This window comes from Bacteroides graminisolvens DSM 19988 = JCM 15093 (assembly GCF_000428125.1).
In the GTDB taxonomy this organism is placed as follows: domain Bacteria; phylum Bacteroidota; class Bacteroidia; order Bacteroidales; family Bacteroidaceae; genus Bacteroides; species Bacteroides graminisolvens.
Map to the genome: position 1 here is coordinate 40778 of NZ_ATZI01000009.1, position 17715 is coordinate 58492.

General features: G+C 41.5%; 17 protein-coding genes and 1 other RNA gene. 6 read left to right on the forward strand and 12 right to left on the reverse strand.

Annotated elements, in window-relative coordinates:
* Positions 1-14: 14 nt before the first annotated feature.
* The 3 genes from lepB to C511_RS0108470 are packed head-to-tail and all read right to left on the reverse strand — an operon-like array spanning position 15 to position 2181.
* Positions 15-905, reverse strand: coding sequence for a signal peptidase I (gene lepB / locus C511_RS0108460; protein ID WP_024996543.1), 891 nt, complete (start codon positions 903-905; stop codon positions 15-17).
* A gap of 2 nt (positions 906-907) precedes the next feature.
* On the reverse strand, positions 908-1972 hold the full coding sequence (locus C511_RS0108465; protein WP_027318039.1) for a BF3164 family lipoprotein: 1065 nt from the start codon (positions 1970-1972) through the stop codon (positions 908-910).
* Complete coding sequence (locus C511_RS0108470) at positions 1969-2181, reverse strand: NVEALA domain-containing protein (RefSeq protein ID WP_024996545.1); 213 nt, start codon at positions 2179-2181, stop codon at positions 1969-1971. Before C511_RS0108470 ends, C511_RS0108465 begins: the two co-directional genes overlap by 4 nt.
* 110 nt (positions 2182-2291) lie before the next feature.
* Between C511_RS0108470 and C511_RS0108475 the strand changes: the two genes are divergently transcribed.
* Positions 2292-3296 (forward strand): winged helix-turn-helix domain-containing protein, encoded by a 1005-nt coding sequence (locus C511_RS0108475; RefSeq protein ID WP_024996546.1) that lies wholly within the window; start codon positions 2292-2294, stop codon positions 3294-3296.
* Here C511_RS0108475 and C511_RS0108480 read toward each other — a convergent pair.
* From C511_RS0108480 to C511_RS0108490, 3 genes are read right to left on the reverse strand one after another with little or no spacing between them, the layout of a single operon-like run.
* Positions 3288-4616: a transglutaminase-like domain-containing protein gene (locus tag C511_RS0108480; RefSeq protein ID WP_027318041.1), complete on the reverse strand. Its 1329-nt coding sequence runs from the start codon at positions 4614-4616 to the stop codon at positions 3288-3290. The two genes, C511_RS0108475 and C511_RS0108480, sit on opposite strands and share 9 nt — an antisense overlap.
* 3 nt (positions 4617-4619) lie before the next feature.
* Positions 4620-5771, reverse strand: coding sequence for a dipeptide epimerase (locus C511_RS0108485; RefSeq protein WP_024996547.1), 1152 nt, complete (start codon positions 5769-5771; stop codon positions 4620-4622).
* 32 nt (positions 5772-5803) lie between these two features.
* Positions 5804-7009 (reverse strand): C40 family peptidase, encoded by a 1206-nt coding sequence (locus C511_RS0108490; protein ID WP_024996548.1) that lies wholly within the window; start codon positions 7007-7009, stop codon positions 5804-5806.
* A 194-nt stretch (positions 7010-7203) separates the two neighbouring features.
* Between C511_RS0108490 and rnpB the strand changes: the two genes are divergently transcribed.
* An RNA gene (gene rnpB, locus C511_RS17260) (RNase P RNA component class A) lies at positions 7204-7562 on the forward strand.
* A 35-nt stretch (positions 7563-7597) separates the two neighbouring features.
* Positions 7598-8917: a YihY/virulence factor BrkB family protein gene (locus C511_RS0108495; protein WP_027318043.1), complete on the forward strand. Its 1320-nt coding sequence runs from the start codon at positions 7598-7600 to the stop codon at positions 8915-8917.
* Here the strand turns inward: C511_RS0108495 and C511_RS0108500 are convergent, their stop codons facing one another.
* The 5 genes from C511_RS0108500 to pstC all read right to left on the reverse strand — a co-directional run bounded on the left by C511_RS0108500 (position 8918) and on the right by pstC (position 13448).
* On the reverse strand, positions 8918-9520 hold the full coding sequence (locus tag C511_RS0108500) for a riboflavin synthase (RefSeq protein WP_024996549.1): 603 nt from the start codon (positions 9518-9520) through the stop codon (positions 8918-8920). It lies immediately after the preceding gene.
* Positions 9521-9803: 283 nt separating this feature from the next.
* Entirely contained in the window at positions 9804-10493 is a 690-nt protein-coding gene (gene phoU / locus C511_RS0108505; protein WP_024996550.1) for a phosphate signaling complex protein PhoU, read from the reverse strand.
* A 61-nt stretch (positions 10494-10554) separates the two neighbouring features.
* The gene (gene pstB, locus C511_RS0108510) at positions 10555-11313 is read right to left on the reverse strand and encodes a phosphate ABC transporter ATP-binding protein PstB (protein WP_027318044.1); all 759 of its coding nucleotides are present in this window, start codon (positions 11311-11313) and stop codon (positions 10555-10557) included.
* 23 nt (positions 11314-11336) lie between these two features.
* A complete protein-coding gene (gene pstA / locus C511_RS0108515) occupies positions 11337-12227 on the reverse strand; it encodes a phosphate ABC transporter permease PstA (protein WP_034782048.1) in 891 nt (296 codons plus the stop codon).
* Between the two features lie 36 nt (positions 12228-12263).
* The gene (gene pstC, locus C511_RS0108520) at positions 12264-13448 is read right to left on the reverse strand and encodes a phosphate ABC transporter permease subunit PstC (protein ID WP_024996553.1); all 1185 of its coding nucleotides are present in this window, start codon (positions 13446-13448) and stop codon (positions 12264-12266) included.
* 190 nt (positions 13449-13638) lie between these two features.
* On the opposite strand from pstC, the gene C511_RS0108525 reads away from it, so the two are divergent.
* The 3 genes from C511_RS0108525 to C511_RS0108535 are packed head-to-tail and all read left to right on the forward strand — an operon-like array spanning position 13639 to position 16900.
* On the forward strand, positions 13639-14454 hold the full coding sequence (locus C511_RS0108525; protein ID WP_027318046.1) for a PstS family phosphate ABC transporter substrate-binding protein: 816 nt from the start codon (positions 13639-13641) through the stop codon (positions 14452-14454).
* 58 nt (positions 14455-14512) lie between these two features.
* A complete protein-coding gene (locus C511_RS0108530; RefSeq protein ID WP_027318047.1) occupies positions 14513-16225 on the forward strand; it encodes a glutamine--tRNA ligase/YqeY domain fusion protein in 1713 nt (570 codons plus the stop codon).
* A 30-nt stretch (positions 16226-16255) separates the two neighbouring features.
* Positions 16256-16900: a DedA family protein gene (locus tag C511_RS0108535; RefSeq protein WP_024996554.1), complete on the forward strand. Its 645-nt coding sequence runs from the start codon at positions 16256-16258 to the stop codon at positions 16898-16900.
* 187 nt (positions 16901-17087) lie between these two features.
* Here C511_RS0108535 and tpx read toward each other — a convergent pair whose 3' ends face one another.
* Positions 17088-17594: a thiol peroxidase gene (tpx, locus tag C511_RS0108540; RefSeq protein WP_024996555.1), complete on the reverse strand. Its 507-nt coding sequence runs from the start codon at positions 17592-17594 to the stop codon at positions 17088-17090.
* Positions 17595-17715: the final 121 nt, after the last annotated feature.

Consider the following 17715-nt stretch of genomic DNA (forward strand, 5'->3'; position numbering starts at 1 on the left):
ATTTTATTTATATCTTATTCAATTGATTTAAGCAATCTTCTCCATTCACATTTGCTTGTTCCCGGCCTTACCGATTTCCAAATGAGAGCGGCCTTTCCTACAATGAATTCCTCGGGTAGTAATCCCCAATAACGGGAATCTCGCGAGTCACGGGTTTTATCACCAGCCATGAAATAATAGTTCTGACGAAATTGATACCATTTAATCGGGTAATTATTTAGAAAAACAGTATCTCCGGAAATAGTTATTTTCATGTTCTGTTCATATTCGATTAACTGTTTATAAAGAATAGCATTCATCTGATTCATAATCACAACGCTACCTTTAGCCGGAACATAAAGCGGACCAAAATTCCTTATATCCCAATCTACCAGTGAATCATGAGGATATCCCTTAAGAGAAATTTCCTTATGTGTACCTTCATTTAACAAAGTCAATAGATTGTCTTGCGATTCCATATTACCCAACGCATCAGAGCATCCCTTCACATAGTAATGTGCATTTACTATTGAAAAAGTATCTCCGGGTAAAGCTACACAACGCTTTACGTAATATTTCATCAAATCGAATGCAATGCTGTCCCATCTACTAGGGTAAGGAAAATTAAAAACCAACACATCATTACGCTTAATCTTTTGAAAACCAGGCATTCTGCGAATATGAATAGGCTTATTTTCTGCTGCAGCCGTCAAATTAAACAATCGGCCTCCAAAAGCTAATTTATTGACTATTATATTGTCCCCCGGCAATAGAGCTGGTTGCATTGAATCTGTTGGAATACTGAAGGATGTGAAGCAAAAGACCTGAAGCACAATCCACAAAGTAGCTGCCATACACATCCAAAATAAAATAGTAAGTACTTTATTACCGACTTTACAGATGTGGCTTCTAAGTTTTACTAACATATTCAACTCTTTATCAAATTAACCCGAAACTCAACGATCGGTTGATCACTATTTACATCCGTTGCAATGATGGTTCCTTGCGATTCATCCACATAGATACCATAAATATAACGGTCTAATATATATTTACATACGGGTGCACCCTGTAAACTAAAAACATAGATATATTGACCACCATCAATGATTTTACCCTTTTGTTGTGACAATTCTTTAAACGTACGCCCATGAAACACGGCATAAATATAATGATCGGTAACCTGCACATCACTAAATCCCATGATACCTGTAGGGATAGCATATCCCTCTGATTGACGAAATTCCGGCTCGCCATGCGGCCCCTTACAAACAACGTGTGTGCTATCTTTCAAGTTGTAAACTTCCAACACTTCACCTAACTGAGTAACAGCAGCCAATACTCCATTATGAGGATTATAATCAATAAAACTACGCCATGCTTGTGCCAATGCCGGTCCCGCATGTTGTAACGCTTCCTTATCAGCAGTAGGAATAGTGCCCGCTTTGCAAATCAAGTGCCCTTTACGATCAACCCAACAGAAACGATGAGCACCCGAATAATCGGGAATGATAAACGTTGAATCATTGTAAAGGGAGAAATCGAGTGCACGAAGAATGCCATTGTCCAGCGACACGACTTCACGAATAAGAAGTGAGTCGCCGGACGCTGACAAAGGGAAACCTAACCTAATTAGTTTACTTTTATTAGCATCGAGTGTCCAAACATCATGTTGTCCGAAAAAGCGTATATTCTCTGCAGAAAGCATTTCCAAAGGTGCTTCTCCCTTCTTTCCGAAGGAACTAAGATAAGTAAACTCGGGATAAGTAAACAGATGGTAAAAATTATCAGTATTATGCAAGTCTAAAATCACAGCTTTATCTTTATGAATGCGAACACGAAAAGGGTATCTGAAAATTGCAGTATCTAACTCAACAATAGTCGATTTAAGGTATTTTTCTTGAGGAAAATCCTCATAAACAATCTCTTTCCATTCACTTAAGTGAGAGGAACAAGCATTGAAAAATAGAAGAGTTAAAATAATAATTCTCATTGGTCCCAGATTCTATAAGCTTTGCTCTTGGTTAGAGGGCAATCTAAAGAACCTATTCCATAACAAGAAATATCTCCATTTTCACCACCCGCCAACGCTTCTACATTAGACATAAACAATTCACTTTCAACAGATTTGCTTTTTTTGCACAGATATGTAAGTGTACATACAACAAAAAACAAGCAAAATAATTTCAATTTCGCATTCATTGTGTTTTATTTTTTATAACTTTGCAAACATAGATTTTAAGACGATTAATAACAAAAAAATATCGTCACATTTACGTCACATTTTTAAAACACCCGATTATAGGCCTATTATGAAATACAAAAAACACATTACTAAAGCACTAGCTGGACTCTTTTTATCTATTACAATTGCTGAATTGATTATATTTTGGGTTCACTATGAGGAAGCAAAATATTACATACACCATGAAATTCGTCCGCTCCTTGAAGAGGCAATGAGGAAAGACATAAGTGAAAAGATGAAAAAGGAATATTTTTATTTTCCTCAACATGAAAACGATCCAAAAAAGAAAAATTTAGGCAAGTACGAAAAAAGAACATATATAAGCCAAGATACCACTTTTACTTATCAATCAAAAATTGTAGATTGGGAAACTGCTTTATTGAGAAGTAGTCACTGTTACTTACAAGTAACAAATAAGCTACATCCCCAAGACGTAAAAGTCATCTTTGACAGTTTGGCAACAAGAAAGAAAATAATAGCGACAAAATCAGCAATCGGTATTATATCGACATTTTATAAAGAGCAAAACGAATGGGCGGGTGACACAACAAGCATGTCCATTGATTATCGCACATCCATTGATAAATTAGGTGATTTTGAAAATATCAGTTACCTGGTTTACCTTGATTACTCATTCGGCACGATCTGGAAATTAATGCCGAAAATAGCATTGTATATTCTCTTACTTCTGCAAGTGCTTTGCGGCATAACACTGATTGGTTGGTTAATAAAAAGAGCGAAAGAACGTCGCAAAGAAATCGTCAAGTTAAAAAATGGCAATTACAAGATAGATAGTATCATCTTTAACCCCGATACGATGAAACTTACCAATGAAGAGAAGGAATTAGTACTTCCTGCTCAACAAAACCAATTGTTATTACTGTTTCTGCAAAGTGAAGACCATAAAGTGAGCAAAGACACGATAATGGATACGTTTTGGGCAAAGAATTACTCTGATTCAAGAACCAAAATGACTACCGCCATAGACCGATTAAGAACCAGCCTGAAAGGCATAGGATCAGAAAGGATTATTTACACCCAAAAGGGTAGTGATTACTATGAATTAATTTAAATATTCAATATCCATTTTATACTTCCACTTATTAAAGTACAAATTGCCTCCCTCCCATTCAACTTCACCACGTTGGAAGTCGACTGTTTCGCTGCGAGGATATTTCTTTTCGGGCATCAACGAAGCCGAATAATCGCTATTCACAATCATACGCCAAGAATCAATGCCACCCAGAAAGAAGTATTCTTCTTCCAGACTACGGGCAAAGGTAGGAATGCCAAAAGATTGGTCAACAGGTACCCAACCAATGCCCTCCAAATAAATCTCGGCCCAGTCATGCAGATTCCAAGCACCGGGATGCATCATGAAACCGCTTTGAAAATGAGCCGGAATGCCACTACACCGGCAAAGGGTAATGAAGAGTAGACTAACCTGTCCGCAATCGCCGTGATGATTATCGAGAACGTATTCGGGAATGTTTTCAATGGTGGAATATTCGCGTGCCGATGCCCATGGAAAATACCTGTTCACCCAAGCAAATATGCGGCGAGCCTTCAAAAGCGGATTGGTTTCACCCTCTGTTAGCCGGGCTGCCAGCTGCCTGATGCGAGGCGAAAAACGAATGTGAGTTTCACGTTCCGAGGTGTATTTTTTATAAAGAACCGAAGTTGTGTCATAAGGAAGTATGTCTTGCGGCTTCAGAGCATGCCACTCGGCATACGAGGTGTATTCTACTGTTTCCGAAAAAACAGTCGGCTCATTACGCACGGCCTGTTTCTCCATATAAAGCGTACTGTGTGCACACGTTGCAGGTGATTGCACATACTTGTCTTCGCTGGTTGCAAGTAACTTCACATGCTGCTGCCGGCGTTGATCGGTTCGGGGAAAAGGTAGCCAACAACGAACCATTTTTCCGGAAGGCACCGCATTGGGTTCTACTGTAAGCGTATAGGTTACCCGCATGCGCTTAGGTAAAACAGTATCTGTACCTGTTGCCCTGACCGCACTCATCACCTCCGGAAGATGTTCTTTGTTCACCTTTTCACTGCCACTGAGTTGCGTACCCTCTTTGGCTATCTTGATGCAATAAGCGGCAGAATCTATTCGAAACAGATTGGGACCGGCATTGCGAAAATAACGTTTCTCGCCATCAATCTCCATGCATTCAAGGGCTTTGCTCTCTTCCCAGGCACGCATTTGTTCATTGGTCACATCCGGAATATACTTACGAATATACTCTTTAACTTGCGACTCGCTCATGCAGAAATCAAGTTTGATGCGTTCCATCCGTTCCTGCTCCCAAGCGTCGGTAACCGGTGCGGGTTTGGGTGCACAACCTGCAACAAACAGAAAGGCAGCCAAGTAAATCAGTCTCTTCATGGTTTACAATTTAACAAGGCCCAGTCCGGGCAGATCGTTGAGTGTGATTTTACCTTTTACTACCTCCATGCCTTTGAAACGATCGTTGGCAATAAGCAGGTTCCCATCCAGATCAGCAAAATCTACTGCAGGCGAGAATTGAGCAGCAGCCGATACGGCACAAGAGGTTTCAGTCATACAACCTACCATCACTTTCATGCCTAGCGCCCGTCCCAGGGTAACCATCTTCCAAGCCTCGCGCATGCCGGTGCATTTCATTAACTTAATGTTGATTCCCGTAAATGCATCTTTCAGCTTAACCACATCCGATAAGCGTTGCAACGATTCATCGGCAAAAATAGGTAGCGGACTCTGTTGCGTAACCCAGGCGATGTCATCTAGTTGTGTTTTCGGCATAGGTTGTTCAACCATAACAATGCCTTGTTCCTTGAGCCAGAAAATCATATCGAGCGCATGATGCTTGTCGGTCCACCCTTGGTTAGCATCCACTGCAATGGGCAACTGAGTAACGGAGCGAATGGTTTCAATCATCTCCTTGTCATTGTCACGCCCCAGCTTAACCTTCAATATATTAAATTGTCCGGCTACCTCCAGTGTTTTCTGTCGCACCACATCGGGAGTATCAATGCCAATGGTATAAGTCGTTGAAGGAGCTTTCGACTTGTCGAGTCCCCATATTTTGTGCCACGGCGCTCCCAGCAATTTACCTACCAAGTCGTGCAAAGCAATATCGACCGACGCTTTGGCAGCCGTGTTGCCGGGCATAATACCATCTACATAAGCTAAGATTTCTTCCAGCTGAAAAGGATCACTAAATTGTTCCAGATTTACTTGTTGCAGGAAACGGGTAACCGATTCAACCGACTCACCCAGATAGGGGGGCATGGATGCTTCTCCGTAACCCGTTATGCCATCGTACTCAACCTCTACCTGTACATCGGGGGTAGTGGTGCGCGAATATGTAGCCACGGTAAACACATGCTTCAGTTGCAGGTTATAGGGATGAAAACGCAGTTTGAGTTTAGCACCCTTTCCTGATCTATTAATCGAAAAGAGAGAAACCGGTGTCTCGGCAAACAACTTATTGGCAGCTATTCCCGAACCGATAGCTGCTAAAGCAGCCGTCTTAATAAAATCACGTCTATTTTGAGTCATCAGTAGTGTCGTTTTATAAAGTGAACAATCAACTATTTGGTATAATATGGATTCGTATCAGTGGTATTGATACCCGGTGTTCCAATGCCGTTGAGTATGCGTACTGCATAAAGCAAACGGTTGAGATTGTACTCATCATACTCCTGATCGGCAGGATTGAAGCTACTTACGTGCACATCTCCCTGCGAATGAATAAATTTCTGGTTACCGATGTAAATGCCCACGTGTACCACGCGTTCTTTCTTATCTGCTGTGGCTTTTCTTCCGAAGAAAATCAAATCACCCGGCTGCACATTGCCAAATCCGGGAACAATATCAATGTGTTGTCCTACATAAGCTTGTTGGGATGCATCCCGAGGAATAATTATATTGTGCATAAACAATACAGTACGCACAAAGCCGCTGCAGTCTATGCCTTTAGATGAAGTTCCGGCCCAAAGATAAGGAACCCCCATCAATGTATAGGCAGTTCGGATAATACTCTGTGCATCTTGTTTCACTGCCGCCTTCCATTCTTTTTCGGGCATGGAGGCCGCTTTGGACACAAACGCTTCGCGTCCGTCGGGGTATGCAACCCGATAATAATCACCCGCTGTACCCAGCCATTTCAGTCGGTTACCCGCCACAACGTCGGAAACCGTTTGAGAAGTAGCATCGGGGTTCACGTACGTAAAGGCATAGTGCGAAGTAACCACAATTTTATCGGCTCGGTTCCATTCATCGTACGCTTGCTTGGTGACCGGATAGACTCCTACCCTATGCACCCAAGCAATATAGTCATCGGGAGTCTGCACCCGATACCAGCCATCACGCTGCAATACTTTTACGGGCATACCCAGCAGGGCCTGACTAGTCATTTCTGAAGAAAAATCGGGTTCCACGCGCAGGTTACAAACGGAGAGGTTTACAATTCCGTAGGTTTTACCTTCGAGTGCCACACTGTCGGGCAATAACATCATACTGTCCGTTATCTGATAATGACTTTCTTTTAATCCACCAAGAAGTGCCAATTTAGCATCCAAGGAGGTGGTTGCTCCTTTTACTGTGATTTCTTTCCGGGAAGGGAAACGGTAATCAACATCGAAGATAGCCACTCGTTTATCGGGAATAAACTGTTTGCGCACATGCTGAGTCAGCTCATCAACTTCCACCGGTAGTTTTTTCTCGTTTTTTTCTGTCTGTGCCATACAGGCTGATACAGCAAACGAAAGCAAGAAGAAGGATAAATACTTTTTCATCTATAAATAATTTGGGGGTTTCGTTGAAGCAAAGATAGGAAATATTTCAAACGACCATACAAATTCCTTATAAAAAGAGCACATTGCTAACAAAAAGGTTTAAAGCAATAAAGGGTAGCCCAATCATTTAAATGTTAATTACGAATAACCATATACCAAGTTATCAGAAAATTTGTTTACTTTTGCAATCTAAAGCAGTCGGCCGGTTTGTCGCTTGCATTTCGCAAGAGGAAAGTCCGGGCAACACAGAGCATCCTACTTCCTAACAGAAAGCTGTCCGCGAGGGTAGAGTAATGCAGAAGAAAAGAACCGCCTCTTCCGTCGGGAAGAGGTAAGGGTGAGAAGGTGAGGTAAGAGCTCACCAGCCGCGTGGCGACACGACGGGCTGTGCATCTTAGGAGTTGTAAGGTCATGTATACCGACGTTATGAGAGCTGCTCGCTCCATGTCGGAGGGTAGACCGCTAAAGTGACGTGGTGACGCGCCACTCAGATAAATGACAAACACCTCTGGTCATTGAGGTACAGAACCCGGCTTACAGGCCGACTGCTTTTTTTTAATCGCACCTTGATGCCCAAAAGATATTACCATGAACAAGAAATTGAATACCATCTGGAAGTTCCTGACATACGACATCTGGCGTATTACCGAAAGTGAGGTTACCAAAACCAAGTTCTCCTTATATACTATCATCAAGACCATTTATCTTTGCGTGAACAGATTTTCCAAAGATCAAATCATGAATAAAGCATCGGCACTGACTTACAGCACCTTGCTGGCCATTGTGCCCATATTGGCCATTTTGTTTGCCATTGCCCGTGGTTTCGGCTTTGCCAACCTCATGGAACATCAGGTCAGACACGGGTTCGGTGGAGTTAAAGATACAACCGAACTGTTGATGCAATTTGTAGACTCGTATCTGTCGCAAACCAAAAGCGGTGTATTTATCGGAGTGGGATTAGTCTTATTGCTTTGGACCGTGATTAACCTGACCAGCAATATTGAGCGCACATTCAACCGCATTTGGCAGGTAAAGAAGCCCAGAAGTATGTATCGCAAAGTAACCGATTACTTTTCGATGTTTCTGCTTCTGCCTATCCTCATCGTGGTATCGGGCGGTTTATCTATCTTCATGACTACCACCATGAAGGAGATGTATAACTTCGCAGTACTAGCGCCCATCCTGAAATTCCTGGTACGACTCATTCCTTTTGCGCTGACTTGGTTCATGTTTACCGGCCTCTACATTTTCATGCCCAATACCAAAGTAAAGTTCAAAAACGCGTTCATCTCTGGGGTGCTTGCCGGAACGGCCTATCAGGCTTTTCAATACTTATATATTGATAGTCAGGTGTGGGTTACCAAATACAACGCCATATACGGAAGTTTTGCCGCCATACCCATGTTTCTTTTATGGATGCAAACTTCGTGGACTATCTGTCTCTTTGGTGCGGAGCTGACGTATGCCGGACAAAACATTCAGAACTTTAGCTTTGATAAAGACACCCGAAACATAAGCCGTCGGTATCGTGATTTCATAGCCATCTTGATCTGCTCGCTTATAGCCAAACGCTTTGTCAATAACGAACCGCCCTACTCTGCCGAGGAATTATCGGCCGAGCATCACATTCCCATCCGGCTAACCAACCAGATTCTTTATCAGCTTCAGGAAATCAACATGGTGCACGAAGTGGTGACCGATCACTTAAATGAAGACATCGCTTATCTACCTTCTATGGATACCAACCAGATGAGCGTGGCAATACTACTCGACAAGCTCGATTCTTACGGTTCCGAAGATTTTAAAGTAGATAAAGATAATAAATTTGTGGGGCAATGGAAAGTATTAATAGAGGCCCGCGAAGAATATTATAAAAACGCGGGCCAGGTATTATTGAAGGATTTGTAATTATCCCAAGGCAATCATACGGCTGATGTACTTGCCGATGATGTCAAACTCAAGGTTAACAACACTGCCCACTTTTATTTCGTGGAAGTTTGTATACTCATAAGTATAAGGGATGATAGCCACCTGGAAGGTATCTTCCGTTGGGTTACAAACCGTTAAGCTAACACCGTTAACTGTAACTGATCCCTTGTCTACCGTTATGTAGCCACGTTTAGCCATTTCACGATCAAACGCATACTGAAAGGTGAAATACCAGCTACCATCGGCATCGGCAATATCAATGCAAGTTGCCGTTTGGTCAACATGTCCCTGCACAATGTGTCCGTCTAAGCGACCGTTCATCATCATGCTGCGTTCTACATTCACTTTATCGCCCACTTTCAACAAGCCGATGTTAGAGTGATCAATGGTTTCCTTCATGGCGGTAACCGTATATGTATCATCTGTTTTGCTCACAACTGTAAGGCACACTCCGTTGTGAGAAATACTTTGGTCTATCTTCAGTTCGCTTACAAATGAACAGCTCATGGTGAGGTGAAGGTTTTCCTGGTCTTTAACCAGCGATACGACCTTTGCGTATTCTTCTACTATTCCTGAGAACATATTTTCTATTTTTACAGGTTAATAAATGAGGCATATCCGCAACATAGACAAACCTCCGTTATGAATAACGCAACAAAGATACAAGAATAATATGGATAATAAAAAAGTGGGGCTTTTCACAAAGCCCCACTTTTCAGTTTTCAATAGGTATTAGTTTTTTTTAAGGTAAAAAGATTGTTTTCAGGATAACGGCACAAATATAAGACATATTTTTAATACCTACCAAACATTTAAACATGTCTTATAACATATTTTTGAGATTTCTTTGCCTTTATTATCATTTTCACTTCTCCGGGTAGTGTTCATCTACCTTGCCACTGTGCTTCAATACTTTTGCATCAATATAGAAAACAATCTCTTCAGCAATGTTTGTAATGTGGTCTCCGGAGCGTTCCAGCTTACGAAATACAGTGAGCAGATTGAGGTAAGGCAACAGGCTATCGGTATGGTCTTTTAAGTATTCCGCCAAGACTTTTGAAACATTGCCATTAATTTCATCCAGCAAATTGTCTTTCGCAAAAACCGATGTTGCCAAATCTAAACTCTCTTCGGCCAAAGCACGTTTGGTTAATTCAAGCATAGAAAGAGCTTCGGCATGCATTTCTTCCAATCGCAACTTCTTAAGCAAATCGGCATCCAAAGCAGGTTCCTGGCAGTTGATAACAAAACGGGCAATACTCTCTGCAAAGTCACCCAAGCGTTCCAAGTTAGTGTTAATCTTAAGCATAGCCAATACAAAACGAAGATCAATAGCTACCGGATTGTAAAGTGCAATAATATCTTCCACGTCACTGTCTATCTTCAATTCAAATGCGTTGACGCGCTTTTCGCGAACCACCACCTGGCGAGCCAATTCTTTATCTAGGGTAAGTACAGCCTCTCCTGCCCTGTCGAGCTGACTGTATACAAGCGTCCACATCTCATCAATCTCTTTTCTGAGCAGCACGAGTTCCGATTCTATAAACTTAACCATATTCGAAATGTATTATGAGTTATTTTAATTGCTGTTAGTTACGGGTACAAATATAACATTATTATCCAAATCTTCCTGTTATATAGTTCTGAGTTTGTTCTTTTAGCGGATTGGTGAATATCTTTTTGGTTTCACCAAACTCAACCATTTCTCCAAGATAGAAGAAAGCGGTTTTATCACTTACACGAGCTGCCGGCTGCATGTTGTCGGTAACAATCACAATAGTATATTCTTTCTTCAGCTCATGAATAAGTTCCTCGACTTTGGCAGTAGATATGGGGTCGAGCGCAGAGGCCGGTTCGTCCATCAGCAGAACGGAAGGCGAAATAGCCATCGCACGCGCTATACATAAACGCTGTTGCTGTCCGCCCGATAAAGCGTAAGCAGACTGTTTGAGTTTATCTTTCACTTCATCCCACAAAGCAGCTCCTTTCAGCGTTTCTTCAACGCGCTGTCTGATAAAAGATTCATCTTTAACTCCATTTACCCTAAGTCCGTAAGCTACATTTTCAAATATACTTTTAGGAAAAGGATTGGGACGTTGAAAGACCATACCTACTTTTTTACGGAGCTCATCCACTTCGATCCCTTTCTCGTATATGTTCTGATTATCAATCAACACTTCACCTGACAGGCGGGTATCAGGAATTAAGTCATTCATTCGGTTGAGCAAACGAAGAAAAGTTGATTTTCCACATCCTGAGGGACCGATAAAGGCTACAACCGATTTTTCATCAATTGAGAGACTTATGTTTTTCAATGCATGAAAGCTTCCGTACCAGAAATTCACATCACGCGTGGTTATTTTACTATTTGTCATTTTCTATTTTTCTTTTTTAGATATCAATGCATTTTTACTTTTTTCTCGAAATACTTGCGAAGGGCATTGGCCAGCAGGTTCACAGCCAGCACAATAAGGATAAGCACCAACGCAGTGCCATACGCAATGGGCAACTGGGCTTCCATATCGGTTCCGCTCGTCGAGATAACGTATAGGTGGTATGGCAACGCCATACATTGGTCCAAAACACTCTGGGGCAGTTGAGGAAGAAAATACGCTGCACAAGTAAAAAGAATAGGAGCTGTTTCGCCCGACACACGTCCCAAAGCCAAAATAAGTCCGGTTATAACATTGGGCATAGCCATCGGTAAGATTACATGCCATATAGTTTGCAACTTAGTGGCTCCTAAAGCACGGCTGCCTTCACGCAAAGTATCGGGAATAGCTTTGAGTGCTTCTTCGGTCGTTCTAATCACAATGGGAACACAAAGCAAACCCAACGTTAACGAGCCGGCCAAAATACTATCTCCAAAACCTAAGTAATTGACAAAGAGCGCCATACCAAACAAACCGAAAACAATAGAAGGAATACCGCTCAGGTTATTTGTCATAACCCGTATAAAACGAACCAACTTTCCTTTGGGTGCATATTCATTCATGTAGATGCCGCTCATCACCCCTATCGGAAAGGCAAAAAGAGCACTGCCTACCATCAAATAGAAAGTTCCTACTATGGCAGGCCATATACCTCCGGCAGTCATCCCCTCGCGGGGTGCGCTACTAATAAATTCCCAATTAATAACTCCCACGCCTTTATAGATAATAAATCCCAGAATGGCAAAGAGAATAAGCACTACGCACAAACTCAGCAAGCGAAACAAGCCAAATGCAACGTATTGCGAAGTACGTTTCCGGTTGCTTGCTGATGAAGTGATTTGAGCCGATTTATTCATTTCAGTCATATTATTATTTTTCTACGAATGATTCGTCTATTTTCTTTTGGCAGAAATAGCCTCCACACTCAAATTGATTATCAATGTGATGATGAACAAAACAACCCCAAGAAGGAACAACGCCTGATAGTGTGCTCCACCCGCCGGGGCTTCACCCAACTCGGCAGCAATGGTTGCCGGTATGGTGCGTAAAGGTTCAAGAATAGTAGTTGGTATCACCGCAGCATTACCGGTTACCATCAGCACGGCCATGGTCTCGCCAATGGCACGACCGATGCCAAGTACCACACCCGATGTGATGCCCGATATCGAATAAGGAATCACAACTTTATAAATCGTTTGCCACTGCGAAGCGCCAAGCGCCAAACTAGCTTCGCGCATAGAGCGGGGACAGTTTCGCATAGCATCTTCCGTAACCGTAATAATGGTAGGCAATGCCATTATGGCCAGAACAACACTTCCGGCAAGACCGGTTTCTCCTACGGGCAAATCAAATGTTTTTTGTATGAACGGAACGATGACAATCAATCCGAAGAAGCCATAGACCACCGAGGGTATACCACTCAGCAGTTCAATAACCGGCTTCAGTATGTTACGCGTTTTAGTATTTGCCACTTCGGAAAGATAAATAGAAACCGAAAGACCAAAGGGAAGGGCTATCAGAATGGCAAAAAGGCTCACCCACAAGGTACCGGTTATCAAAGGCAGGAAACCAAACTGCGGAGCAGGTGTAGCAGTAGGGAACCACTCAGCTCCGGCAATTACATCTTTAAAAGATATATTATTGTCTTTAATCAGATGAAGGTTACTACCTTCTTTTACAAACTGGGAAGGAATGAACGCTATCATTCCGGGGTTGTGCTGAACTAATTCTGCAATCTTATCTCCTGCCAGTTCATACGCCTCTCCTAATTCTTCCTCAGAATAATAATCGGTAATATTTTCGAGTCTGAATACTTTGATTGGGGCATCAATACCTCCAACTTCTTTCCAATTAGTAATTTCTTCATCGAAGATGTTCTTAATTTCAGACGGGCTAAGCCTGTTAACAGGGTTTGCCTTATTGAGTGCCAACACGTAGCCATCTTCAATAACCTTGCTTTTAAATAGGCCAAATGCTTCTATAAATAAGAAAACAACGATCAACAAAATCGTAATACTTGTTACAAATCCGCTGCACGTAAGCAGGCCTGCCACAATCTTTTCAAAAAACTTTCTCATACCTTATTATTTGATGACGCAAAGTAAGGGGCTTTATATTAAAAACGTGTGAATAGAGTTTGAAGGAAATATTGCATAAGTATTACATTTTGGTTACAATGGACTTATTTAAAGAAAATGTAAACGAAATGTAATATCGATTTATGTAATTTGCATCCATCAAAAAAGAAATAATAAAAAGAAATAGAAAATGAAAGCAAGCTATTGGGTATTTCTCCTTATTGGGGCATGTAATGCAATCAATGTCAATGCACAAAAAATCAAAGGCAGTGACACTGTACTGCCACTCTCGCAACAAGCAGCAGAAAACTTCATGAACAAAAATCCGCAAGCACGTGTCACCGTTACCGGTGGAGGTAGCGGCGTGGGTATTTCTGCCTTACTTGATAACACAACCGATATTGCCATGGCTTCGCGAGCCATTAAGTTCAGTGAGAAAATAAAACTGAAAAAGGCCAAGCAAGATGCTGAAGAAGTCATTATTGCCTATGATGCCCTTGCCGTAGTTGTTCACCCATCAAACCCGGTCAGAAAGCTAACCAGACAACAATTGGAGCTTATCTTCCGGGGCAAAATAACCAACTGGAAACAAGTGGGAGGTGACGACCGTAAAATTGTAGTTTACTCGCGTGAAACGTCTTCGGGTACATACGAATTCTTCAAAGAGAGCGTATTAAAAAACAAGAATTACATGAGCCATAGTTTGTCTATGCCGGCTACCGGAGCCATTATTCAGTCGGTAAGCCAAACCAAAGGGGCTATCGGATATGTGGGGCTGGCGTATCTTTCTCCCAGAGTGAAAGCTATAGCTGTTTCTTACGACGGTACGCACTATGCAATGCCATCTGTTGAAAATGCAACTAAAAAGTTATATCCCATCGTGCGTCCCCTATTTTATTATTATAACAAGCAGAACAAACAATTAGTAAATGCCTTCATTCAATACATCCTTTCTGACGAAGGACAGGAAATAATAAAAAAGAGCGGATATATCCCTGTACACTAGGTAATCAGAAAAAAATATCATATTTTTGTGCCCTTATTACAAGTTTATATTCACAACTATGACAGATATTATAAAAGAAGATGCAGGTGAGAAAAAAAGCCTCAACTTCATTGAACAGGCTATTGAAAATGATTTAAAAGAAGGCAAAAACGGAAGCAGACTTCAAACTCGTTTTCCGCCTGAGCCTAACGGTTATCTTCATATTGGACATGCAAAAGCCATCTGTATGGATTTTGGTGTGGCACAGAAATATGGTGGCGTGTGTAATCTGCGCTTTGATGATACGAACCCGGTAAAAGAAGACACTGAATACGTGGATTCTATCATGGAAGATATTCAATGGTTGGGTTTCCAATGGAAAAACATATATTATGCGTCTGACTATTTTCAGCATTTATGGGACTTTGCCGTTGAACTGATTAAAGAGGGCAAAGCATACATCGATGAACAAAGTGCTGAAGAAATAGCCAAACAAAAAGGCACTCCTACTCAACCGGGCGTAAATAGTCCGTATCGCGACAGACCGATAGAAGAAAGTCTCACTCTCTTCCATCAGATGAATACCGGTGAGATTGAAGAGGGTGCTATGGTGTTGCGTGCCAAAATTGATATGGCACACTCAAACATGCATTTTCGTGATCCTATTATATATCGTGTTATTAAGCATCCGCACCACCGCACAGGAACAACGTGGAAAGCATATCCCATGTATGACTTCGCCCACGGACAAAGTGATTATTTTGAAGGTGTTACGCACTCCATCTGCACATTAGAATTTGAAGTACACCGCCCGCTTTACGATTACTTTGTTGACGAACTAATTGAAACGCCGCTTGCTACTGAAGCCGGATATCGTCCGCGACAAATGGAATTCAATCGTTTGAATCTTACCTATACGGTAATGAGTAAGCGTAAACTTCTTGCTTTAGTGAAAGAAGGATTGGTTAACGGATGGGACGATCCTCGTATGCCTACTATCTGTGGTTATCGCCGCAGAGGGTACTCGCCTGAATCAATACGTAAATTCATTGACATGATTGGCTACACTAAATACGAAGCGCTAAATGATGTTTCTCTCTTAGAGGCAGCCGTTAGAGAAGATTTGAACACCAGAGCAACACGCGTATCGGCCGTACTGAATCCCGTGAAGCTTATTATAACTAACTATCCTGAAAATACGGTAGAACAAATGGAAGCGATCAACAATCCGGAGGATCCGGAAGCAGGCTCGCACATGATAGAGTTTAGCCGTGAATTATGGATGGAACGCGAAGACTTTATGGAGGACGCTCCTAAGAAGTATTTCCGAATGACACCCGGACAAGAGGTTCGTTTGAAGAACGCTTATATTGTAAAATGTACCGGATGCAAGAAAGATGAAAATGGAGAAATTACGGAGGTTTATTGCGAGTACGATCCCAATACACGTAGCGGAATGCCGGATAGCAACCGTAAGGTAAAGGGAACGTTGCATTGGCTAAGCTGCGCTCATTGCTTACCGGCTGAAGTACGCTTGTATGACCGCTTATTTAAAGTAGAAAATCCGGGTACTGAAACGGAAGCTGATTTCCGTGAGTTATTGAATCCTGATTCTCTGAAGGTGCTAACCAACTGCTACGTTGAAAAATACTTGGCAGAACTCAAACCATTGTCATACCTACAATTCCAACGCATAGGATATTTCAATATAGACAAGGAATCGACTCCTGACAAACTAATATTCAACCGCACAGTAGGACTAAAAGATACTTGGGGGAAAATAAATAAATAAATAACAAGTAACCAAATAAATAAAAACGTCATGGAATCTGTAGCTTTTATACAATGGTGCTTGGATCACCTCAATTATTGGACCATCACCTTGCTGATGACTATTGAAAGTTCGTTTATTCCTTTTCCTTCAGAAGTCGTTATTCCGCCTGCTGCGTACAAAGCAGCAGTGGGGCATGAATTGAACATATATCTCGTTGTATTATTTGCCACCATTGGTGCCAATATTGGAGCGTTGATTAATTATTATCTGGCCATGTGGTTGGGCCGACCGCTTGTGTATAAGTTTGCTAATAGCAGGTTTGGACACATGTGCCTCATTGATCAGGCTAAAGTAGAACATGCTGAAGCCTATTTCGACAGAAATGGAGCGCTTTCAACTTTTATTGGCCGACTGATACCTGCGGTAAGACAACTGATATCAATTCCGGCCGGATTGGCACGTATGAAACTGAGTACGTTTTTACTGTATACAACATTGGGAGCCGGAATATGGAATGCGATTCTTGCTGCAATCGGTTATTACTTAGCCAGCGTACCGGGCATTGAAACTGAAGAACAACTGATAGCTAAAGTGACGGAATACAGCCATGAATTGGGTTATCTTTTTATTGCAATAGCTATATTTATTGTAGGATACCTGGTATATAAAGGTTATAAATCGAATAATAAATAAGAGATCTTTTGATAAATCGTGGTGTGCTTGTATAGGGGATTTCCTTTTTCAAAAAGCTCATTATGTTTTTCAAAAAGCTGGTTATGTTTTTTAAAAAGCTCTTTATGTTTTCGGACTATACAAATAAAAGAACGACTGGTCAACTTGTTTTGGCCAGTCGTTTTCTTTTGAGAATCTACATAATTAATCACTTACCAAGTGCTGCAGTAAGCGCTTTTTCGTAATCGGGTTCCTGCGTAATTTCAGGCACCATTTCAGTATATACTACTTTACCGTCTTTATCAACCACCACAACAGAGCGAGCAAGCAATCCATACAAAGGACCATCTTCCATTAGCAAGCCATAGTTGTCAGCAAAAGGAGAAGGACGGAAATCTGAAAGGGCTACCACATTGGTAATACCTTCTGTACTACAGAAACGTCCATGTGCAAAGGGCAGGTCCTTGGATATAGCCAAAACAACTGTATCCGGCAATGAGGATGCCAATTTGTTAAATTGTCGTACCGAAGTGGCACAAACACTTGTATCCAAACTTGGAAATATATTTAAAATCACATTCTTTCCTTTGAATTCACTCAGTGAAACAGAAGATAAGTCTGATTTGGTGAGGTTGAAATCGGGGGCTGTTGCTCCTACTTTGATAAATTCACCTTTAATTTTTACAGGTTGACCTTTAAAATTTGTTGTTGTCATAATTCTACTTTATTAGTATTCTTTGTTTAAAATCATTTTATATCATATAAACAACGGACCAACCAATTGGTTCAAACAAAAAAAAGAAGAAGTCTCACAACCTCTTCTTTTTTGTTATTTT